The following is a 22,395-nucleotide window of genomic DNA, read 5'->3' as shown; positions in this document are numbered from 1 at the left end:
TGGAACGTTGACCGGACGCGGGGACCCGCGTCCGCGGGAGAAATGAGTTGCTTAGGTGATGTGGGTGGGCACGTCGCGAAGCAGGAAGGCACCGACGGCGCAAATCACCAGAAACAGGATGAGACCCGAGAAGAAGCCGGCCGTCGTGAAGAAAGCAAACGCCATGGCGATGAGCAGGGCCACGCAGACCAGCGAGGTATATTTCGTCAACGATATGAACAGCGAATAGGTCTTCTCGTGCTCGCTGTGGTCCATATCGGCGCCCAGTTCGACCGGGCCTGTCGGTGTATTGTCAGCCATAAAAACCGCCTCTCGGATCGCTCATTGCGCACATAGCGAAAAGTACGGCTGAGGGCAATGGGAGGATTGTCGCGGAAGGCCGGCTGGCCAATGCGTCGCGCCGTTCCGATGTAATCGTTTTCCTCGTGTTGCGGGGCTGTTCCAGAGCATCCTCGGCGCAGCTTTGCGTCTTCTCCTTCAGTGTTGTTGAAACAGTTTTCAGTTTTTGGCGTTGTGGAAAACCGGGCCCTACGACTACCCTCCTGCCTCGTACAGCCGGGTGCAGGAGCATGCGATGAAGCCGGGCAGGCGTTTCGACTGGCGGGGAAGCGAAATCGCGTGGGACACGGTCGGCATCGGCTCTCCGCTGGTCCTGGTCCATGGAACGCCGTTTTCCTCGCATGTCTGGCATCGCATTGCGCCAGAACTCGCGCATCGCCACACCGTCTATTTCTACGATCTCCTGGGCTACGGCTCCTCGTCCAAGGGCGAAGGCCAGGATGTCTCGCTGGGAATCCAGAACGAGGTGTTCAGCGCAATGCTGGCGTTCTGGGGGCTGAAGCAGCCGAATGTGCTTGCGCATGATTTCGGCGGCGCGACGGTTCTGCGCGCCCATCTCATCAACGGCTGCGATTACGAACGCCTGCTGCTGATCGACCCGGTGGCGGTCCGGCCGTGGGGCTCTCCCTTTGTGCAGCATGTGCGCAAGAACGAAGCCGCCTTTGCCGGAGTGCCCGATTACATCCAGCGCGCGATCCTGAAGGCCTACATAGCCGGAGCGGTGTCGCGGCCGCTCACCGATGCCGAGTTCGAACCTTACATCGAACAGTGGACAGGTGCAGTCGGCCAGCCGGCATTCTACCGGCAGATCGCGCAGATGGATCTGCGCCATACCGACGAGGTACAGGCCCGCTACAACGAATTGCGCTGTCCCGTGAAACTGCTGTGGGGCGAGCAAGACGGCTGGATACTGCCGGAGCGCGGCAGGGAACTTGCTGCGCTGCTGCCGGATTGCGAGTTCACGCTGGTGCCCGGCTCAGGCCACCTGATGCAGGAAGATGCGCCTGAAGCGGTCGTCTCGGCGGCCTTGCGGTTTTTCGCCTGACCGGGATCAGGCCAGCCAGCGCTTCCGCCGCTTGTAGTGCTTCACGTCCTTGAAGGATTTGCGGCCTTCGCCGCCGACGCCGAGGTAGAACTCCTTGACGTCCTCGTTTTCGCGCAGCGCCTTGGCCTCACCGTCGAGCACGATGCGCCCGGATTCCAGGATATAGCCGTATTTGGCGAAACGCAGGGCGACATTGGTGTTCTGTTCGGCCAGCAGGAAGGAAACGCCCTGCTCCTCGTTCAGCTTTTTCACGATCTCGAAGATTTCCTCGACCAGCTGCGGCGCCAGCCCCATCGACGGCTCGTCGAGAAGGATCATCTTGGGTTTCGACATCAGCGCCCGGCCGATCGCCGTCATCTGCTGCTCGCCGCCGGAGGTGTAGCCGGCCTGGCTCGCCCGCCTGATCTTGAGGCGTGGAAAATACTGGTAGACGAGTTCGAGGTCGTCGCGGATGGCGGCATTGCCGTCGCGCCGCGTGAAGGCGCCGGTCATCAGGTTGTCCTCGACCGAAAGATGGCCGAAGCAGTGGCGGCCTTCCATGACCTGGATGCAGCCGCGCCGCACCAGTTCGTTGGGTGACAGCGATTGCACCTCGTTGCCTTCGAAGATGATGTTGCCCTTGGTGACCTCGCCGCGCTCGGCGTGCAGCAGGTTGGAGATGGCCTTGAGTGTGGTGGTCTTGCCCGCCCCGTTGGCGCCGAGCAGCGCGGTGATGCCGCCCGCCGGAACCGTGAGCGACACGCCCTTGAGCACCAGGATGACATGATCGTAGATCACCTCGATGTTGTTCACCGAGAGGATCGGGGTTGCTGGGGCAGGAGCAGGGTCTGCGTTGTTCATTTGGCCTCGACGAAGACGTCTCCCTCTCCCCGTTTACGGGAGAGGGTAAGGGTGAGGGGCATGTTGAACCTTATTGTCCGGCGCAGCCCCTCACCTGCCTGCCGGCATCCTCTCCCCGTGAACGGGGAGAGGAGCGCTAGTCCTACATCTTGCACTCTTCGTTGGTCGGCCAGGGCGCATTGGCCTCGGCATACTTCTTGGCCTCGGCCTCGACCAGCGGCGCAATCATCGCCTGGTCTGCTTCGAGACGGTCCGAAACCTTGACGAACTTGGCGCCGTCCCACTGCATCATCCAGCCGCCGGCATGGCCGGCATGGTTGTTGCAGGCGGTCGAGAACGTCCCGACCATGCCCGTCATGCCGATCTCGGCGAGCTTTGCTTCGTCGATTTTCAGGTTCTCCAGGCCCCAGCGCAGCTGTTCGGCGTTCACCACCTTGGTGTCGAAATGCGCCTGCGCCGCCTTGATGCCTTCGACGGCGAACATCGAGATCAGCACGCCGCGCTGGTAGAAGACCCAGTCGAACTCGCCTTCGCCAATGAGCGAATTGCCCTTGTCGACGACGTGCGTCTTGATGTCCTGCATGACCTTGGCGTTTGAATCCGGCAGGCTCCAGGAGATCGAGCGATAGCCCTTGGCGGCCTCGCCGGCGGTTTTCATGTCGCCGTCGTGGCCCGACCACCAGATGCCGACGAACTTGTCCATCGGGAACTTGGTCTTCACCGCTTCGGCGACCGCGCCGGCATTCATGGCGCCCCAGCCCCACATCAAAACGAAGTCCGGCCTTTCGCGCCGTATCTGCAGCCACTGCGCGGACTGGTTCTGCATTTCCTTCACGCCGACGGGGATAGGCAGCAGCGTGAAGCCATGCTTCTCGGCATAGGCCTGCAGCAGCGGGATCGGCTCCTTGCCGTAAGGCGCATCGAGATGGAGCAGCGCGATCTTCTTGCCCTTGAGATTGTCCGGATTGCCGTCGGAAATGGCCTTTATAATCATTGAGGCGCCATCCCAATAGGAGGCCGGCGGGTTGAATGCCCACTGGAAGATCTTGCCGTCCGTCATCGGCGAGAAGCCATAACCCGGCGCCAGGATCGGTATCTTGTCGACATTGGATTTCGGCAGAACCTGCAAGGTGATGCCGGTCGACCAGGGCTGCGTGACGATGCTCGTCGCCTTGGTCTTCTCGTAGCACTCGGCGCCCTTTTCGGTGTTGTAGCCGGTTTCGCATTCGTCGTAGTTGAGTTTGACACCGTTGACGCCGCCGTCGCGCTCGTTGAGCATCAGGATATAGTCGCGCTGGCCGTTCATGAGTGGCGTTCCGGTCGCCGCAAACGGTCCCGTGCGGTAGGACAGGTTGGTCAGGTTGATTGCATCCTGCGCCCATGCGGCCGGCGCCAGCGCCGTGCCGAGCAGCAGCGCCGCAAGCAGCTTGGTTTTCAGATTTTTCATGCCCGTTTCCTCCACTTTGTTTGGTCTTTTCTAACTTTCACAGCTTCAATGCGGGAAAGGCCACATGATCAGCTTTTCCCGGATGATCGCCCAGAACCGCGCCAGTCCATGCGGCTCGACGATCAGGAAGACGATGATCAGAGCGCCGACGATCATCGTGTTGAGGTGTTCGACCGTCGCCGAAGCGATCGGGATGCCAAGCGCCGACGGCAGCGCGCTGATGATCACCGGCAGCGCCACGATGAGGATGGCGCCGAGATAATTGCCGAGGATCGATCCCAGGCCGCCGATGATGGCGATGAACAGCACCCGGAACGACAGCGGGATGTCGAACAGCACCGGCTCGGCCGCACCGCGCCACAGGAAGACAAACAGCGCGCCCGAAATGCCGACGATGTAGGACGACACCGCAAACGCCGACAGCTTCGCCTTCATCAGGTTGATGCCGACGAGTTCGGCGGCGATGTCCATGTCGCGCACCGATTTCCAGATGCGCCCGATCCGTCCGCGCGTGATGTTGATGGCGAACCAAGTGATCACAGCGACGAAGCAAAGCACGAAATAGTATTGGGTGACCGCCGTCGCGTTGGGACCGGCAACCGTAATGCCGAACATGTCGATGTTGTGCACCTGGATGGCGCCGGACGAGCTGTAATTGTAGAGCCACGCCCATTTCTCGAACAGCCAGACCAGGAAGAACTGCGCGGCAAGCGTGGCGATCGCCAGGTAAAAACCCTTGATCCTCAGCGACGGCAGGCCGAAGGCAACCCCCACCGCCGCCGAGAAGAAGCCGGACAGCGCGATGGCGACCACGATGTTCATTTCGGGAAAGATGGTGACCAGCTTGTAGCAGGCGTAGGCGCCGACCCCCATGAAAGCGCCGGTGCCGAGCGAGAGCTGGCCGGCATAGCCGGTCAGGATGTTCAGCCCGAGGGCGGCCAGCGCATAGATCAGCACGGGGATGAGCAGCGCGCGGAAGGTGAACTCGCTGGCGGTCAGCGGGACCACCACGAAGGCCAGGAGCAGGATGAAGCCGAGAAGGATGGCGTCCTGCCTGACCGGAAACAGCGCGTGGTCGGCATGGTAGGAGGTCTTGAACTGGCCGGCGGTACGATAGAGCATTCCTTAGATCCCAATCCCCGGCACAGTTTGCGAAAGGTTTGTCACCCCCTCCGCCTCGCTAGCGCTCGGCACCTCCCCCATCGAGGGGGAGGAGGGAGCGATCCTTCCGGCGTAACGTTTTTTGGAGGCCGGGAGAGGAGCGGCACTCACCCCACCATGCAATCTGGCGTAGATAGTCTCGAGCACGCTTTCGATTTCTCTGAGCACCTCATGGTTCCAGAATCGAACCACTGTGAAACCTTGAGATTGCAAAAACCGGGTTCGGTGGTTGTCTCTGCGCTTGGCTGTTTCCCAGCCATGCTGATCGCCATCTACCTCGATAACCAGTCGTGACCTCAGGCAAGCGAAGTCCGCGATGTAGGGGCCGATCGGCACCTGTTTGCGGAAATGAGTATCGATGGTCTTGATGCGCTTCAGGTGCGACCAGAGTTTTGCTTCAGGGCCGGTCAGGTTTTGCCGTAACGATCTGGCACGCCTCTTGACTGCCTCCGACCTTTGTGAGGCAGCCGTCGCGGCCTTGGCATCCTCCCTCCCCTCGATGGGGAGGGTGGCCGCGAAGCGGCCGGATGGGGTGCCTTTTTTATTTTGGTCGCGAGACATTTCTCACACCCGCTCGATGATCTTTTCGCCGAACAGCCCCTGCGGACGGAACAGAAGCACCATCAGCGCGAAGACGAAGGCGAACCAGGTTTCGGTATTGCCGCCGAGCAGCGGTTGGCCCCAATAGATTTCGAACAGCTTCTCCAGGATACCGATCGCCAGGCCGCCGATGATGGCGCCGAGCACGCTCTCCAGACCTCCGAGCATCAGCACAGGCAGCGCCTTGAAGGCGATCACTTCGAGCGCAAACGACACGCCGGCGCGTGCGCCCCAGACAATGCCGGTGGCGAGCGCGATCACGCCGGCGATGAACCAGACCAGCACCCAGATGGTGGACAGCGAGATGCCGACCGACAGCGCCGCCTGGTGGTCGTCGCCCAGTGCCCGGATGGCGCGGCCCATCTTCGACTTGTTGAGGAAGACGAGCAGCCCGGCAACCAGCACAATCGCGCCGACGACGGCGGTCAGGTCCTTCTGTTCAATGGACACGAAGCCGCCAAACGGCTCGAACTCGAAACTGCCGGTCGGAATATAGAGCTGCTCGGTGATCATCACCTTGTTTTCGCCGCCGAAGATGATCTCGCCGAAGCCGACCAGGAACAGCGTGATGCCGATGGTGGCCATGAAGAGGATGATGTCGGGCTGATTGACCAGCGGGCGCAAAACGACCCGCTCGATGGCGACGGCGAGGATAAACATCACCACCAGCGTCAGCGGTACGGCAAGCAGCGCGGGCACGCCCTTTTCGTGAAGGCCGACCAGCGTCAGCGCCGCGAACACCACCATGATGCCCTGCGCGAAGTTGAAGATTCGCGACGACTTGTAGATCAGCACGAAACCCAGCGCGATCAGCGCGTAGAGCACGCCCGAAACCAGGCCTTCCCACAGCACCTGCAGCAGGAAATCCGGTGCGCCGAACATGTCGGCGAAAGGTTTGACGAGGATAGAGTTCAGAAAATCCATGAATGTCAGTCCTTATGGGCGGTCAGCGCGCCGGATATCATCACGGCCTCAGCCTGCCAGTTGCGGAAACAGGCCGAGCAGGCCGACCACGATCAGGTAAAGGGCGACGATGTAGTTGAGCAGCCGCGGCATCACGAGGATCAGGACGCCGGCGATCAGCGAAATCAACGGGGTGATGGCGAGGGTGGAGATGGTCATCTCATGTCCTTTCAATGCGCCACGCCGAGATAGGCGTCGATCACCTGCTGGTTGGTCTTGACGGCGTCGGGCGCGCCATCGGCAATCTTCTTGCCGTAGTCGAGAACGACGACGCGGTCGGAAAGGTCCATCACCACGCCCATATCGTGCTCGATCAGCGCGATCGTGGTGCCGCGCTGCTGGTTCACATCGATGATGAACCGGCTCATGTCTTCTTTTTCTTCGAGGTTCATGCCGGCCATCGGTTCGTCGAGCAAAAGCAGCGACGGCTCCATGGCAAGCGCCCGGCCAAGTTCGACCCGCTTCTGCAGGCCGTAGGGCAATTTGCCGACCGGCGTCTTGCGGATATGCTGTATCTCCAGAAAGTCGATGATTTCCTCGACCTTTTCGCGGTGTTCGATCTCCTCCGCCAGCGCCGGCCCGTGCCACAGCATCTGCCAGCCGAGACCGCGTTTCATCTTCACCGACCGCCCCGCCATGATGTTGTCGAGCGTCGACATGCCCTTGAACAGGGCAACGTTCTGGAAGGTACGGGCAATGCCTTGCCGCACCGCGTGGTGCGGCTTCATCGCGCGCCGCTCTTCGCCGCGGAAAACGATGCTGCCCCGCTGCGGCGTGTAGAAACCGTTGATGACGTTGAGCATCGAGGTCTTGCCGGCGCCGTTGGGACCGATGATGGCGCGAATCTCGCCCTTTCGCACATCGAAGGAGATATCCGTTATCGCCTTGACGCCGCCGAAGGACAGCGAAACGTTTTTCACGTCCAGCAACAGGTCGCCCTTGGCGATGCCGTCGTCGGGCGCCCCGAGCTGCGCGGGATCGGGCCTGACGTTCATTCTGCGGCCTCGCGGAATTTTTCGACCTTCGCGTCATAAACCCTGGCGTCCTCGATCCTGACGGTGGCGCGGATCTTGCCCTTTCGGCCGTCCTCGAAGGTCATTTCGGTCTCGGTGTATTTCTCCGTCGAGCCGTCATAGAGCGCCTCGATTAGGTCGCTGTAGCGTTCGCCGACGAAGGACCGCCGCACCTTCAGCGTGCGCGTCAGTTCGCCGTCGTCGGCGTCGAGTTCCTTGTGCAGCACGAGGAACCGCCTGATCTGCGCCCCGGCCATCAGCGGCTCGCGCGACAGCCTGAGGTTGGTCTCGTCGACATGTTTGGCGATGAGCTTGTAGACCTCCGGGTGCCCGGCCAGTTCCTGATAGGAGGCATAGGCGATGTTGTTGCGCTCGGCCCAGTTGCCGACCGCCTGCAGGTCGATGTTGATGAAGGCGGCGCAGAAGCCGCGGCCGTCGCCGAAAGCCACCGCCTCCTTGACGTTGGGAAAGAACTTCAGCGTGTTCTCGATGTATTTCGGCGCGAACAGTGCGCCGGACTCCAGCTTTCCGACATCCTTGGCGCGGTCGATGATCTTGAGTTGGCCATCCTTGTCGAAGAACCCCGCGTCGCCGGTTTTGACATAGCCGTCCTTGGTCAGCGCCTCGCGCGTCTTGTCATCCTGCTTGAAATAGCCGGAGAACATGCCGGGTGAACGGAACTGGACCTCGCCGTCGTTGGAAATGCGGATGTCGACATTGGGCGCCGCCGGGCCGACCGCATCCGAGCGCACCGCGCCATCCTTCTGTACGGTGACATAGAGGAATGCTTCAGTCTGCCCATAGAGCTGCTTCAGGTTGATGCCGAGCGAGCGGAAGAAGGAAAACAGATCCTCGCCGATCGCCTCGCCGGCGGTATAGGCGACGCGGATGTTGGACAGGCCGAGCACGTTTTTCAGCGGGCCGTAAACCAGCATTTCCCCGAGCGCGTAGTTGAGCCTGCCGAGCAACGGCACCGACCCGCCTTCGAGGATAGCCTGGCCGTATTTCCTGGCCACGCGGAGGTAATAGTCGAACATCCACCGCTTCAGCCGGCCGGCGTCCTCCATGCGGATCGTCACGCTGGTCAACAGTCCTTCGAAAATGCGCGGCGGCGCGAAATAGAAGGTCGGCCCGATCTCGCGAAGATCATGGGCAACCGTCTCATGGCTTTCCGGACAACACATGCAGAAGCCGGAAACGTAGCCCTGCGCGTAGTTGAGATAGTGATCGCCAACCCAGGCGAGCGGCAGATAGGCAAGCACGCTGTCACGTTGCGAAAGCCTGTCGAAAGCCACGGTGTCGGCCGCGGCGTTGACCGCATTCGACGCCTTGATCATCACGCCTTTCGAACGGCCGGTCGTGCCGGACGTATAGAGCATGACGGAAATGTCGTCGCCGCTGGCCTGGCGAATGTTTTCCTCCCAACGCGCCGCCAGGCCGGCATCGGCTTCAAGCAGGGTCTCGCCACTGGCCTGTATGGCGGAGAAATCGTGCAGACGTTCGTGACCATAGTCGCGCAGGCCGCGTGGCTCGTCGTAGATGATCTCCTTCAGCGCCGGGATTTTGTCGGCAAAGGACTGGATCTTGTCGACCTGCTCCTGATCCTGGACGATGGCAAAGCGCACTTCGGCATTATCGAGCACATAGGCCATTTCCTCGGCCACCGCGTCGGCATAGACCGGCACCGGGATGGCGCCCAGCGATTGCGCCGCGGCAAAACCCCAGTAAAGGCGCGGGCGGTTGGTTCCAACGATGGCGATCTTGTCGCCATGCTTGACCCCAAGCGCCTGAAGGCCGAGCGCCAATGATCGCACTTGCACCTTTTGCTCGGCCCAGGTCCAGCTCTGCCAGATGCCGTAGTCCTTGTGGCGCATCGCCGGCAGGCGGCCGAAACGCTCGGCGTTCAAAAGCAGATATTTCGGGAACGTGTCGAGCACCATGCCGGCGGCTGTAGCCGTAGCAACCATGGTCATGTCCCTCCCGGTTCCGCCCTTTGGGCCGTTGGTCCAGGCATATTGACCGCGTTACGCCAGCGCGCAAGCCCGACATTGTATGAAGGATCGAAAGATGCCCGGAGGCCGCCGGCGACCGACCCGGCTCCGGAAGCTGTCCTGCACAAAACGGCGCGCAACGCCAGAAGCTGCGACAAATCAAATGCCTCCCACATTTGCGGCGGAGCGTTCGCCACCTTCGGAGCTTGTCCGGCCGAGCCGGGCTGCTCCTTGTTGTTGGGTAAAGCTATCCGCAAATTCGGCGTGCGATCAACACCGGCATTGACAGACAGCAAGGGCAATTGTCTTATGTGATCGCGGGATCCTGCCTGCTCCCTCCACAAATCCCGGCTAACCTTCGTAGTCGCTCAAGGCCTTGAGGTCGATCACCGTGATGCGGCCATGGTCGGCGCGCAGCACCCCTTCTTCCTCGAGCTCCTGCAGACTGCGGTTGGCCACTTGCCGCGACACGCCGGCAAGCAGGCCCAGTTCCTCCTGGGATATCTCGATTTCCGATCCGGTATCGGGATAGAGGACGGGATTGAAGAACCACGAAAGATTGCGGGCCACGCGGGCCTTGGGATCGAGGATGCGGTCATATTCTATGGTGGCGATGAACTGCCCCATGCGTTCGTTGAGCTGGCGAACGAGGAACCGGTTGAAGGCCGTGCTGTTCTCGTAAAGCCACATGAAGGTGGAGCGCTGCATCATCGCCAGCCGCGTGTCGCGCAGCGCGACGAGATCATACTTGCGTGGCTCGTCCTTGAGCACCGAGCCTTCGCCGAACCAGCCCCCTGCGCCGGCGCCGGCGAAGGTCATTGCCTTGCCGCTGCGCGAGATGGCCGAGATCTTCACCAGCCCGGTCACGACACCGGTCCAGTAATCCAGCTTGTCGCCGCGATGGCAGACATAGCTGCCCTTGGCGAACTGCCGCTCGGACAAGCCCCGGCTCGCGCGCTCGATCTCGTCGTCGCTCAATTCGCGAGACCATATTGCTGTTCGGGCGAGTTCGTTCCTTGCGTACATGCTCCCTCGAGGAAATCACGACCGAAACGGCCACGCTTCCGAAGGTTATGACGGCGCGATTGCGCCGTGACAAGCAGCAAGCCGGCGCTAGTGCATGTCGCCCGAAAGTGTCCTCGGTTTCGGGAGAAACGACATGCACAAGCAAGAAGCTACAGCGCGGCCGCCGAATCCCATTCGGCGCGACGCGCTGTAAGAGATCAGGCGGCTTCGCGAACGTATTTCGGGCTGGGCAGGATGGTGAGCGGAGCCAGTTCTCCGTGGCCGGGCTTGGCAAACAGCATGCGTTGCTCGACCGGCGTCGAGCGGAAGAACGGGAACCGCTGGAGCGTGCTTTCCAGATTTATCGAACAATCCGAATCGTAGAGCATCACCGGCACCGTGAACGGCGGATAAGGACGTGGAGTATCGACCTGGACCGATCCGAAGATGCGCTGGTAGAAAGCGGTGTGCTCGTCGCGGATCATGCAAACGCAATTGCTGCTCTTGAAGTAGGCATTGGCGATCACCGCCAGCCGCAGCGTCAGGTAAGGGAGCGCCCGGTAGGTTGTGGTCCAGTCGGGATCGGCGGTGAACTGGCTGGGGTTGATGAAGGTTTCCCCGCGCTCGAGACGCGGCTGCAGCAGATCGTCGAACACGGCCATGATCGGCCCGAACGGCTCCGCTTTGGTAATGTGGTGCAAACGCACCGTGCTGATCAGCCTGCCGTCGATATAGATGCCGAACCGGTAGCAGTTCGGCGCTTCGTCCAGCTTGTCGGAGATAAGCTGATCGTGCTTTTCGATGACCAGCCCGTGGGCCCGGTAAGCCTTGTAGCGAAGCCGGTAGACGGCCTCCATGTCCTCGCCGCTGTCGCAGCGCCGGTACTCCGTGCGCTCGAGCAGCGCGTTAACGCTTTTCGCGAAACTCGATACCCCGACTGAAGACGCTTCCGTGTCGACCGCATCGCGGCGCGTCGTCAACTGCCCACTCATACAACGCCCCCGTCTACCACCGCGCCCGAAGCGTAGCCCAAGGCCGCCATATGTAAAGGTGAGAATACGACGTCGACCGTTTACTCATCGTTAAGGTTAATCGAGGCGCCCCGTGCATGCCTGGAAATCACTGCTTCAACGACGCACGGCCCGCCTGGCCGATTTGATGTCCTGCGCGAACGGCCAGACCGTATTCGACATCGTCTCGATGCCCGAAGCGCTGAGTGCGGCGCCGAAAAGGAAACCCTGCACGAGGTCGGGCTTGACCTCCAGCGCCAGGATTTTCAACTGCTCGAATGTTTCGACACCCTCGACCGTGACTGTCAATCCCAGTGAGCGCGACAGGTTTACAACGCCCCTCAGCAGTTCGAGCGAACGCGGGCTCTGGGTGACGTCGTTGAGGAAGCTACGGTCGATCTTGACCTTGTCGAGCGGCAGTTTGTGCAGATAGCTCAAGCTGGAATAACCGGTGCCGAAATCGTCGAGCGCGATGCGCACGCCCATTGCCTTGAGTTCCTCGATCGATTGCCGGGTCAGCGACTTGTCGTCGAGCAAGGCGGTTTCGGTCACCTCGATTTCGAGCCGGTTGGGAGCCAGCTTCGATGCGGCAAGAGCGTTGCGCACCTTGCCGATGATCTCGCGGTTGCGGAAATCCTTTGCGGACAGGTTGATTGAAACGCCCGTCTGCTCCGGCCATTTCGCGCATTCGAAACAGGCAGCCTGCAACATGAAGCTGCTGATCTCCGAGATGATGCCCATCTCCTCGGCCAGCGGTATGAAGATCGCGGGCGAGATCGGGCCAAGGTCGGGGTGGTCCCAACGGCACAGCGCTTCGCAGCTGGCGATCCGCATCGAATCCATCGCCACGATGGGCTGGTAAACGACACGCAAATTGCCTGCCTCCACGGCACTGCGCAGATCGGCCTTCATTACCTGCCGGTTGCGAAAGGCGGCATCCATGGCCGCCTCGAAAAGTCGCCAGCCGTTCTTGCCGAGCTCTTTCGCCTTGTAGAGCGCCAGGTCGGCTTTCACGATCATGGCGTCGACATCCGTATCGCCGACGCGCGAAAGAACCGCACCGGCACTCATCTGGATACGCAATGCATGTCCCGCGACATCCACCTCGCCCTGCATGTTGGCGAAGATGTCGTCGAGCATCGCGGCAAGATGGCCTTCCCCCTCCACCCGGTCGAAGAAAATCATGAATTCGTCGCCACCGAAGCGGCTGACGCGCGTGTGCTCACCGGCAAGTGCTGACAGTCTTTCCGCCACTGCATAGATCAGCCCGTCGCCTACGGGATGGCCGAGCGTGTCGTTGACGCTCTTGAAATCGTCGAGATCGAAGACCGCCAGCCCGCACAGCCGGTTGCGATCGCCGGTTTCCATGGATTCCGCCACCACTTCGTGGAAATAGGCGCGGTTGGCGAGCCCGGTCAGGCTGTCATAGCGCGCCATATTGCGGATTTTTTCCTCGGTCTGCACCCGCCGCGTGACGTCCTCGAACGTGATGACGCCGAGATCCTGGCTGCCGCCGCGCGCCGAAAACTCGTAATGCTGGCCGTTCGAGAAGCTGACCAGGACTTTCCTGTCGCGTCCTTCGCGCAAGGCCCTGCTGAGCTGCGCCTCGACGTAACGGCAATCCTTGGCCGCCAGCATGCCGCCGGCGACGCCGCGCATCAGTAGGGAGCGGATCGAGCGGCCCAGAAGCGCGTCCGGCGAAGACATGGACAACAGGGTTGCCGCTTCGGCGTTGGCCACCAGAACCCTTCCATCCGGACCGAGCATGGCGAGGCCGTGCGACATTGTGTTCAGCGCACGATTGAAGCGCTGGGCAAGCTCGCTGGCCTTCTTTTCCTCGGTGATCGCGGTGAACAGGACGGTACGGACAAGTTCGGCCATCTTCAGAATGATGACCATGAAGGGAACGATGAAGAGGCCGAGCACGAAATGGTAGACGTCGCCCTTCAGCATCAGCCCGAGCGCGATCGGCCCCACCGCCGTCAGCGTCAGGATGGTGACCATCTTCTTGGAGCCGTAGTTGCGCCCCGCAATGGTGATGGCGCCGCCCATCACGACGGCGACCGCCGCGATCTCGCTGAATTCGTCAGGCGCCCAGTAGACCGCAAACAACGCAAAAAGGCCGACGATCGAGCCTTGCACGGTGCCGGCCGCGATGTAGTAGCGCTCCCATTGGAGCGCCGATTCGAATTCGGCTATCCCGTGGGGATCGACCCTCCTGATCGCCCGGAAGCGGAACATGCCCGCGCAAAGCATGAGAACGGCGAGGATGAGATAGGGCAGTTCGCCGGACCGGAAATAGCAGAGCAGGCCGATCAGCCCATGGCAAAGCGCGCCGATCAGCAGGATTCCGGGGTCGCGGAACAACGACCTGACGAAACCGACGTAAATGTCTCTTGGTATCTCGTCCGGTTTGTTCTTCGACATTTCCTGCGGGACCGCGCGACGACCTGTCATCGCATACCGCAATTAAGAAAGGCTTAGTTGCGCGAGGCTGGAGTCGGGCTCGCGCAGTGCCGATTTATTCGGCTGCCGCCAGAATCGGCGCCGGAAGTTCGTCTTGCAGCCGCTTAAGCAGCCGGTCGCGCTCGCCTGCGGCCTTTTCGGCATTGGTACGCTTCACATGCCCGTAGCCGCGGATCAGCGTGGGAACCGACGCCAGAGCAGCGGCGGCCTCTGCCTTGCCAGCGGAAAGCGTGCGCACGATCAGGTCGAGGTCGCCTTCATAGTCGGCAAGCAGACGGCGCTCCATGCGCCGTTCCGCGGAATAGCCAAGGATGTCAAGCGGCGACCCGCGCAGGCGCTTCAGCCCGGCAAGCACGCGAAACCCGGTCATCATCCAGGGCCCGAAGTTCGATTTGCGCGGCTTCCCGTCGGAACCGCGGCGACCGAGGATAGGCGGCGCCAGGTGGAATTCGAGGCGGTCATATGCCTGGAATTGCGCCGCTAGTTGCTTCTGGAACGATCCGTCTGTGTAGAGCCGAGCAACCTCGTATTCGTCCTTGATCGCCATCAGCTTGAACAGATTGCGGGCCGCTGCTTCGGTGATCGCAGTCTGGCCGGGCACGGCCTTGGCTTCGGCTGCGCGCACGGCGGCCACGCGGTTGCGGTAGCGCTCGGCATAGGCGGCGTTCTGATAGGCGGTGAGGAACTCGACGCGCCGGGCAATGATTTGGTCGAGCGTCTGCGCCAGCCCGCTGCCGGACGGCTCGTCCGACTGGTTCACAAGTCCGCGTACGAATTCCGGCTCGTGTGAGGCCCGGCGGCCCCAGCGGAAAGCGGCGATGTTCATCGCCACCGCCTCGCCATTCAGCTCGATCGCCTTCTCGACCGCCTCGCCGGAAAGCGGCAGGCCGCCATGCTGATGGGCAAAACCCAGCATAAACATGTTGGCGCCAAGCGAATTGCCGAAGAGCGCGGCCGCGGTGCGGGTGGCATCGAAGAAATGCGCCTTGTCATCGCCGGCGGCTGCCCGGATCGCCTTTTTAAGGCGTTCCGCCGGCAGCGAGAAATCGGCCGAGCGCGCAAAATCGCCAGGCATGATCTCGGCGGTGTTTGCGACGAAGATCGTCTGCCCCTCCCGCACCGCCGCCAGCACCTTCTTGGCGCCCGAAACGACGAGATCGCAACCGAGGATCAGGTCGGCCTTGCCGGCCGAAACCCGGATCGCGTGGATTTCCTCCGGCGTGTTGGCGATGCGGACATGGCTGAACACCGCGCCGCCCTTCTGGGCAAGGCCGGCCATGTCGATCATGCCGCAGCCCTTGCCCTCGAGATGTGCCGCCATGCCGAGGATGGCGCCGACCGTGACGACACCGGTGCCGCCGACGCCGTCTATGATGGAGGCCCAGCCATTGTCCAGCGGAAACTGTTTCGGCTCCGGCACCCCGTCGAGCGGATCGGCCTTGCCGGCGATGCCTTCGGCCTTGCGGATCTTGGCGCCATGTACAGTGACGAAGGACGGGCAAAACCCGTTGACGCAGGAAAAATCCTTGTTGCAGCTCGACTGGTCTATCCTGCGCTTGCGGCCGAACTCGGTCTCCACCGGCTGGATCGAGACGCAGTTCGACTGCACGCCGCAATCGCCGCACCCTTCGCAGACCAGTTCGTTGATGATGACGCGCTTGTCGGGATCGGGAAACGTGCCGCGCTTGCGGCGGCGGCGTTTTTCGGCGGCGCAGGTCTGGTCGTAGAGCAGAACCGAGACGCCCTTCACCTCGCGCAATTCACGTTGCACGAGATCCAGGTCGTCGCGGTGATGGAAGCTGATGTCAGGTGGAAACGTGAACTTCGCGTCGTATTTGCCGGGTTCGTCGGTGACGACGGCAATCTTCTCGACGCCCTCGGCGCGCACCTGCCGAGCGATCATGTCGACGCTGAGGTTGCCCTCGTGCGGCTGTCCACCGGTCATTGCGACCGCATCGTTGTAGAGGATCTTGTAGGTTACGTTGGTGCCGGCGGCGAGTGCGGCCCTGAGCGCCAGCGTGCCGGAATGATTGTAGGTACCGTCGCCGAGATTCTGGAAAAGATGCTCGCGCTTTGAAAACGGCGCCTGACCGATCCACTGCGCGCCCTCGCCTCCCATCGCCGTGAAGCCGACGGTCGACCGGTCCATCCACAACGCCATGAAATGACACCCGATTCCGGCGCCGGCGATCGATCCTTCCGGCACCTTGGTCGACGAATTGTGCGGGCAACCGGAACAGAAGTAGGGCGTGCGATTCGCCACATCCTTGGTATCGGCCAGCATCGCCTGGTACTGCCGCAATTGCCGGACCCGCGCGCCGATCTCTTCCGATGGCCCGATCACCTTCAGGATCCGCTCGCCGACGGCAATTGCAATCTCGTTGGGGTCGAGTGCGCCCTTGGCCGGGAACAGCCAGGCGCCGCGCTCGTCCCTCTTGCCCAGCACCAGCGGCTGCCGGGCCGTACCGTAAAGGCTCTCGCGGACCTGCACTTCGATCAGCGAGCGTTTTTCCTCGACCACCAGGATCATCTCGAGCCCTTGCACGAACTCGGCGATATGTTCGAGATCGAGTGGCCACGGACAAGCGACCTTGAAGAGCCGAAGCCCCATCCTGTTGGCTTGCGCCTCGTCGATGCCGAGATCGTCGAGCGCCTGCCGCACATCGAGATAGCTCTTGCCCACCGTCATGATGCCGATCTTCGGCTTGCGGCCGCCGGAATATACGATCTTGTTCAGTCTGTTGGCGGCAATGAAAGCGGACGCGGCCGTGCGCTTGTATTCGTGGAGGCGCGCCTCCTGGCCGAGCTGGTCGATCTCGTGGCGGATGTTGAGGCCGCCCGGCGGCATGTCGAATTCGGGAAGCACGATGCCCAGCCGCTCGAGCGAAACGTCGACCGATGCCGTCGATTCGATGTTGTCCTTGACGCATTTGATCGCCGCCCAGGTGCCGGCGAAACGCGACAGCGCATAACCGTAAAGGCCGTAGTCGATCAGCTCCTGCACGCCCGCCGGATTGAGGATGGGGATCATCGTGTCCACGAACAGGAACTCTGTCGCATGTGCGACGGTCGAGGATTCCGCCATGTGGTCGTCGCCCATCAGCGCGAGCGCGCCGCCGTGCCTGGACGAGCCGGCAAGGTTGGCGTGGCGGAAAACGTCGCCGGAGCGGTCGACGCCGGGGCCCTTGCCATACCAGAGCGCGAAGACGCCGTCGTGCTTGCCTTCGCCCAGAAGCTCGGTCTGCTGCGAACCCCAGCAGGCGGTCGCCGCCAGTTCTTCATTCAGGCCCGGCTGGAAGACGATGTCGGCCTCAGCGAGCTTGTCCTTGGCTTTCCAGAGCTGGAGGTCCAGGCCGCCGAGCGGCGAGCCGCGATAGCCGGAAACGAAACCCGCGGTGTTCAGCCCATTGCGGCGGTCGCGCTCGCGCTGCATCAGCAGCATGCGGATGATTGCCTGAGAGCCGGAAAGGAAGATGCGTTCCTTCGACAGGTCGAACTTGTCGTCAAGCGCAACCTTGTGCAGCGTCATCGGGATATTTCCTCCTGCGAAAGCCGCGCCGATTCGGGGTACGGCCAACGTGGGCGTCTCGGACGACAGTCTTTCCGCCCTTCGCCAGTTCCGTCAAACGAAATCGCCCCGCCGTGGCAAAGAGCAACAGCGAATCGAGCAACTACCATCACGACGAACGAATGTGGCGTCACGTGCCTGGTTTACGCAAATTAGTTACCCAGACATGACCGCGCTAGGTGCTTTTCATTGAAAGGGGCTAAACGCCGTCGGGACAACCGGCTTCGTTGGTGACGTCCAGCTTGCCGCTTGGCCGCCCGGCAAGTTCCGGATTCGGCGTATAGAGCGGCCCCACCACCAGCGGCCTGTCCGGCAGCAGCGACTGGTCCTCGGACGACGCCATCGTCGTCTTGATGGTCTGCATGATCTTTCCGTCCGGTCCCTCGATGTCGATCGACACCTGATAAGGCCGGTCCTTGACCACGCACCGCAGCGGCGGGCTCTCGATCGTCGTCTTTTCGAGTTTCGGCCAGATTTTCTTGCGCACCACGATGGGTTCTCCCCCCGCCGGGTCCTCGAAGGTTGCCACCGCGGTTTCGCCCTCGCCGACCGGCTTCAAAGGCTTCAGATTGACCAGATAGGTGGCGGTGGCGACACGGTAGTTGAAGACGAAGAGCTTTCCGGCAATCTCGAAATATTCGCCCTCGCCGCCGCTTTCTCGGCAGGCGCCAAGGCCAAGCAACCCGGCAACGAAAAGCGCCGCCATCGTACTTTTTGCGGGGATTTCAGGCATTGGGAAAATCCTCCTCGGTCGCCTTGCGGCGTCGATAGTGGCGCTTTGCCTTCTGGCGGTTGCCGCAGACGGTCATGTCGCACCACAGGCGGCTCGCATTGCGGCTGCGATCGAGAAACAGCCAGTTGCAGTTGGGGCAGACGCGAATGCGCCGGTAATTCTGTTGCGAAAGCAGCGCCAGCGCCGACATGGCGAGCGCCGCCTCGAACGCAACCGCCGACGCTTCATGCCGCCCCGGACCGCTCTGGCCCGCGGCATCGAGACCGTCGGCGCAGGCGCGCAGAAATGGCGGCAGCGAAACGGGATCCAGTTCCCCGCCTGCAGCGCCGCCACGAAACAAGGCGTCGGTCGTTTCCCGGATTGCGAGGACCGTTTCGCGGATCGCGGACGCATCGATCACGCAAAGCCTGCGATCGCCGATTTCGGCCGCCCGGAAGCCCTGCGCTGCCGCTGCAAAGCGAGCAATCTCCTGCGGGTCCTCAAATCGGTCGAACGATCGCGTCGCGTCGCCGCGATGCACAACCGTGTTCGTCGTATCGAGCGCCAGCGTGCCGCCGGAAAACCGGTGCCGTGTCCAAGAAACCGCCATGCCACAAATCTAACCGGTAAAATACATTTGACAAGTTAGATTCGCGGCGGCACGGTCAGGTCGCGCTGCGGTCTCGGCATGCGGAAGGTCGATGCTCTATTTTTTCCAGCAGGTGCTGAACGGGGTGCATGCGAGCGCCATCTACGCGCTGCTGGCTTTCGGCTATGCGCTGACCAACAGCGTCATCCGCCGCACCAACCTCGCCTATGGCGCGCTGTTCGCCTTTTCTGGACAGGCCATGATCCTGGTCGCGGTCTTCGGCTGGTACGTGCTTTGGCTGACCTTGCCGGCAACGGTGGCGCTCGGCATCGCCGCCGGCTTCGGCTACGCGGCGCTGGTCAGCAACATCTTCTCGCGCGCGGTGTTTGCGCCGCTCGCCGAGAGTTCGCCCAACACGATCGTGGCGGCGACATTGGGGGTCTCGCTGGTACTGATGGAACTGGCGCGGATCGCGGCCGAAACCCGCGACTTCTGGCTGCCGCCGATGCTGGCCGAGCCCGTGGTCTTCGCCTCCGCCGATGGCTTCCGCGCCACCTTGACGGTCATCCAACTGGTCAACTGCGTGGTCGCGGCCCTGGCGATCCTGGGGCTGACGGTTCTGCTCTCCCGCTCCACGTTCGGCCGGCATTTGCGGGCTGTTTCCGACGATCCGGCGGCGGCAAGGATGTGCGGCGTCGACGTACAGCGCATTTTTCATCTTGCGGTAATCTTCGGCGGACTGATCGCGGCGCTCGCCGGCATTCTGGCCGGGCTCTACTACGGCAACATCAGCTTCGGCACCGGCCTGATCTTCGGCCTGAAAATCCTCTTCGTCACGGCCGTCGGCGGCTACAATTCGCCGCCGCGCGCCGCATTGGGGGCGGTGGCCTTCGGCATGGCCGAGACGCTGTGGACAGGATACTTCCCGGTCGAATGGCGCGATGCCGCCGTCTTCCTCGCACTGGTCGCCATCCTCGTCCTGCAATCGCCGGACAAGCAGGAACGCCCGGTTCCCTGAGGCAAATCACGTCGAGAGTGTCCTGCCCTGGTTGGGCCACGAGCATTAGCTGTTATCAGCCACAGCCGATCGCCGACTTGCTGTTGACGATCCTTCCCGGTGTCGACATATGGTTGCGTACGTCGCGTGCCGGAATGGGAACTCCGCGCGCCCAACAAGAACAATTCCGGGAGGAATACATGGCAGGGCTGCTCGCTCTATCCAGGGGGATTGACCGCCTCAACGAATTCATCGGCAAGTGGGTATCCTGGTTGATCCTGCTTGCCGTGCTGGTCAGCGCCGGCAATGCCGTCATCCGCAAGACCTTCAATATGTCGTCGAACGCCTGGCTGGAGCTGCAATGGTATCTGTTCGGCGCCGCTTTCCTGCTCGCCGCCGCCTACACGCTGAAACAGAACGAGCACATCCGCATCGACATCGTCTACGGCATGTTTTCGCGCCGCACCCAGCACTGGATCGACCTTTTCGGGCACATCTTCTTCCTGATGCCCTTCGTCCTCCTGATGATTTACTACTTCATCCCGTATGTGGGCCTCTCCTTCCGTTCGGGCGAAGTGTCGTCGAGCGCCGGCGGGCTGATCATATGGCCCGCCAAGTCGCTGCTTTTGATCGGCTTCTCGCTGCTCGGCCTGCAAGGCATTTCCGAGATCATCAAGAAGATCGCCATCATGCGCGGCGACATGGACGATCCAACGCCCTTCATATCCGTTCATGAACAGGCAGAACTCGAAGCCAAGGCGCTCGCCGAGGAGGTCCGCTCGTGATCGAGTTCATCGCCCAGAACATGGCGCCGATCATGTTCTTTTCGCTCATCATCTTCATGCTGCTCGGCTATCCCGTCGCCTTCTCGCTGGCGGCCAACGGGCTGCTTTTCTTTTTCATCGGCGTCGAACTGGCGCCCTTTTCGAACAACACCATCAACCTGTCCTGGCCGCTGCTGTACGCCTTGCCGGAACGTTTCTGGGGGGTGATGTCGAACGACACGCTGCTCGCCATCCCCTTCTTCACGTTCATGGGCATCGTGCTCGAACGCTCGGGCATGGCGGAGGACCTGCTCGATACGATCGGCCAACTGTTCGGCCCGATCCGCGGCGGCCTCGCCTATGCCGTCATCTTCGTCGGCGCGCTGCTCGCCGCCACAACCGGTGTGGTCGCGGCGTCGGTCATCGCCATGGGCCTGATCTCGCTGCCGATCATGCTGCGCTACGGCTACGACCGGCGTGTCGCCTCCGGCGTCATCGCGGCGTCCGGCACGCTTGCGCAGATCATCCCGCCGTCGCTGGTGCTGATCGTGCTTGCCGACCAGCTCGGCCGCTCGGTCGGCGACATGTACAAGGGCGCGCTGATCCCCGGCCTCGTGCTGACCGGCCTCTACATGCTCTACATCCTGACGATGTCGTTCTGGAAACGCGACTCGATGCCGGCGCTGCCGCTGGAAGCGCGCACTCTCGGCCACGGCGTGTTGTCGCTGATCGTCGCACTACTGGTGACGGCGGTCATAGCCTATGCCGCGCATGTCTATCTGTCGCCCACGCAAGGCGCCAATGCCGACATCCTCGGCGCCACTGTCGGCGTCATCGTCATCTACATTTTCGCCCTTGCCGACCGCGGCCTCAATTTCAACCTGATGTCGCGGCTCGCCCAGCAGGTGATCATCGTCCTCATCCCGCCGCTGGCGCTGATCTTCCTGGTGCTCGGCACCATCTTCCTCGGCATCGCAACGCCAACCGAAGGCGGCGCAATGGGTGCCGTCGGCGCGCTGATCATGGCGGCTGCAAAGGGCCGGTTGTCGCTCGACGTCATCAAGCAGGCGCTGGCATCGACGACGCGCCTGTCGTCCTTCGTACTGTTCATCCTGATCGGCGCCCGTGTCTTTTCGCTCACTTTCTACGGCGTCAACGGGCATCTCTGGGTCGAGCACCTGCTGGTGTCCCTGCCGGGCGGCGAGATCGGCTTCCTGATCGTCGTCAACATCCTCGTCTTCCTGCTGGCCTTCTTCCTCGATTTCTTCGAACTGGCCTTCATCATCGTGCCGCTGCTGGCTCCAGCCGCCGACAAACTCGGAATCGACCTGATCTGGTTCGGCGTGCTGCTCGGCATCAACATGCAGACCAGCTTCATGCATCCGCCCTTCGGTTTCGCGCTGTTCTACCTGCGATCGGTCGCCGCCCGCGTGCCCTACATCGACCGCATCACCAAGAAGAAGATCGAGCCAATCACCACCGGGCAGATCTATTGGGGCGCGGTGCCGTTCGTCTGCATCCAGGTCATCATGGTCGGTCTTACCATCGCCTTCCCGCAGATGGTGATGCACTACAAGGGCAAGCCCGTGGATCCGTCCACCATCGAGATCGTGGTGCCGCCCTTCGGCGGCAACCAGCCAGGGCTGCAGGGCCTGCCTGGGCTTGGCCTGCCGCCGCTCGGGGCTCCTCCCGCGGATGGCGCGGCGACGCCGCCAGCTCAGCCGGCGCCGCCGGCCAACGACCTCTCGCAGCCGCCGAAGTTCGACGCGCCAGCAGGTTCCACGCCGGCACAGCCCACACCGCCGGCCACGGATCTTTCAAAACCGCCAAGCTTCAACTGAAGCTCTACAAGTTAAGAAAAAACCCGGAAGCGTGCTTCCGGGTT

General features: G+C 62.1%; 19 protein-coding genes. 4 read left to right on the top strand and 15 right to left on the bottom strand.

The genetic code is table 11. The annotated features are described in order from the left end of the window. Positions 1-51: 51 nt before the first annotated feature. Positions 52-300 carry an aa3-type cytochrome c oxidase subunit IV gene (locus tag F3H98_RS13770; protein WP_149760721.1) on the bottom strand — a complete coding sequence of 83 codons (249 nt, stop codon included), beginning with the start codon at positions 298-300 and terminating at the stop codon, positions 52-54. Positions 301-574: 274 nt separating this feature from the next. Here F3H98_RS13770 and F3H98_RS13765 point away from each other — a divergent pair, with 274 nt between their 5' ends. Then, positions 575-1,384, top strand: a complete 810-nt coding sequence (locus F3H98_RS13765; RefSeq protein WP_149760720.1) for an alpha/beta fold hydrolase — start codon at positions 575-577, stop codon at positions 1,382-1,384. Between the two features lie 6 nt (positions 1,385-1,390). Here the strand turns inward: F3H98_RS13765 and F3H98_RS13760 are convergent, their stop codons facing one another. The 14 genes from F3H98_RS13760 to F3H98_RS13695 form a co-directional block, all read right to left on the bottom strand. Further along, a complete protein-coding gene (locus F3H98_RS13760) occupies positions 1,391-2,224 on the bottom strand; it encodes an ABC transporter ATP-binding protein (protein ID WP_149760719.1) in 834 nt (277 codons plus the stop codon). A 142-nt stretch (positions 2,225-2,366) separates the two neighbouring features. Continuing rightward, entirely contained in the window at positions 2,367-3,671 is a 1,305-nt protein-coding gene (locus F3H98_RS13755; protein ID WP_149760718.1) for an ABC transporter substrate-binding protein, read from the bottom strand. Positions 3,672-3,716: 45 nt separating this feature from the next. Continuing rightward, a complete protein-coding gene (locus tag F3H98_RS13750; RefSeq protein WP_149760717.1) occupies positions 3,717-4,793 on the bottom strand; it encodes a branched-chain amino acid ABC transporter permease in 1,077 nt (358 codons plus the stop codon). Positions 4,794-4,796: 3 nt separating this feature from the next. Further along, positions 4,797-5,393: an endonuclease domain-containing protein gene (locus F3H98_RS13745; RefSeq protein WP_149760716.1), complete on the bottom strand. Its 597-nt coding sequence runs from the start codon at positions 5,391-5,393 to the stop codon at positions 4,797-4,799. Positions 5,394-5,396: 3 nt separating this feature from the next. Beyond that, the gene (locus tag F3H98_RS13740) at positions 5,397-6,356 is read right to left on the bottom strand and encodes a branched-chain amino acid ABC transporter permease (RefSeq protein WP_149760715.1); all 960 of its coding nucleotides are present in this window, start codon (positions 6,354-6,356) and stop codon (positions 5,397-5,399) included. A gap of 48 nt (positions 6,357-6,404) precedes the next feature. Beyond that, complete coding sequence (locus F3H98_RS13735) at positions 6,405-6,554, bottom strand: DUF3096 domain-containing protein (RefSeq protein ID WP_149760714.1); 150 nt, start codon at positions 6,552-6,554, stop codon at positions 6,405-6,407. 11 nt (positions 6,555-6,565) lie between these two features. After that, positions 6,566-7,390, bottom strand: a complete 825-nt coding sequence (locus F3H98_RS13730) for an ABC transporter ATP-binding protein (RefSeq protein ID WP_149760713.1) — start codon at positions 7,388-7,390, stop codon at positions 6,566-6,568. Next, a complete protein-coding gene (locus F3H98_RS13725; RefSeq protein ID WP_149760825.1) occupies positions 7,387-9,375 on the bottom strand; it encodes an AMP-dependent synthetase/ligase in 1,989 nt (662 codons plus the stop codon). Before F3H98_RS13725 ends, F3H98_RS13730 begins: the two co-directional genes overlap by 4 nt. Positions 9,376-9,750: 375 nt before the next feature. Then, positions 9,751-10,425, bottom strand: coding sequence for a Crp/Fnr family transcriptional regulator (locus F3H98_RS13720; RefSeq protein ID WP_149760712.1), 675 nt, complete (start codon positions 10,423-10,425; stop codon positions 9,751-9,753). A gap of 197 nt (positions 10,426-10,622) precedes the next feature. After that, positions 10,623-11,384, bottom strand: coding sequence for an N-acyl amino acid synthase FeeM domain-containing protein (locus F3H98_RS13715; RefSeq protein ID WP_244621718.1), 762 nt, complete (start codon positions 11,382-11,384; stop codon positions 10,623-10,625). A 147-nt stretch (positions 11,385-11,531) separates the two neighbouring features. Then, entirely contained in the window at positions 11,532-13,841 is a 2,310-nt protein-coding gene (locus F3H98_RS13710; protein ID WP_149760824.1) for a putative bifunctional diguanylate cyclase/phosphodiesterase, read from the bottom strand. 94 nt (positions 13,842-13,935) lie between these two features. Beyond that, on the bottom strand, positions 13,936-17,409 hold the full coding sequence (locus F3H98_RS13705; RefSeq protein WP_149760710.1) for an indolepyruvate ferredoxin oxidoreductase family protein: 3,474 nt from the start codon (positions 17,407-17,409) through the stop codon (positions 13,936-13,938). A gap of 238 nt (positions 17,410-17,647) precedes the next feature. Further along, on the bottom strand, positions 17,648-18,181 hold the full coding sequence (locus F3H98_RS13700) for a hypothetical protein (protein ID WP_149760709.1): 534 nt from the start codon (positions 18,179-18,181) through the stop codon (positions 17,648-17,650). Further along, positions 18,174-18,770, bottom strand: coding sequence for a CGNR zinc finger domain-containing protein (locus tag F3H98_RS13695; RefSeq protein ID WP_149760708.1), 597 nt, complete (start codon positions 18,768-18,770; stop codon positions 18,174-18,176). Before F3H98_RS13695 ends, F3H98_RS13700 begins: the two co-directional genes overlap by 8 nt. Before the next feature lie 91 nt (positions 18,771-18,861). On the opposite strand from F3H98_RS13695, the gene F3H98_RS13690 reads away from it, so the two are divergent. From F3H98_RS13690 to F3H98_RS13680, 3 genes are all read left to right on the top strand, one after another. Continuing rightward, positions 18,862-19,767 (top strand): branched-chain amino acid ABC transporter permease, encoded by a 906-nt coding sequence (locus F3H98_RS13690; RefSeq protein ID WP_149760707.1) that lies wholly within the window; start codon positions 18,862-18,864, stop codon positions 19,765-19,767. 179 nt (positions 19,768-19,946) lie between these two features. Further along, positions 19,947-20,531, top strand: a complete 585-nt coding sequence (locus F3H98_RS13685; protein WP_149760706.1) for a TRAP transporter small permease subunit — start codon at positions 19,947-19,949, stop codon at positions 20,529-20,531. Then, on the top strand, positions 20,528-22,351 hold the full coding sequence (locus F3H98_RS13680; protein ID WP_188130421.1) for a TRAP transporter large permease: 1,824 nt from the start codon (positions 20,528-20,530) through the stop codon (positions 22,349-22,351). The genes F3H98_RS13685 and F3H98_RS13680 overlap by 4 nt, the downstream gene beginning before the upstream one ends. Positions 22,352-22,395 lie beyond the last annotated feature (44 nt).

The sequence above is a fragment of the Neomesorhizobium albiziae genome, assembly GCF_900114255.1.
Lineage (GTDB): Bacteria > Pseudomonadota > Alphaproteobacteria > Rhizobiales > Rhizobiaceae > Neomesorhizobium > Neomesorhizobium albiziae.
This window is presented reverse-complemented; position numbering and strand designations above follow the sequence as displayed.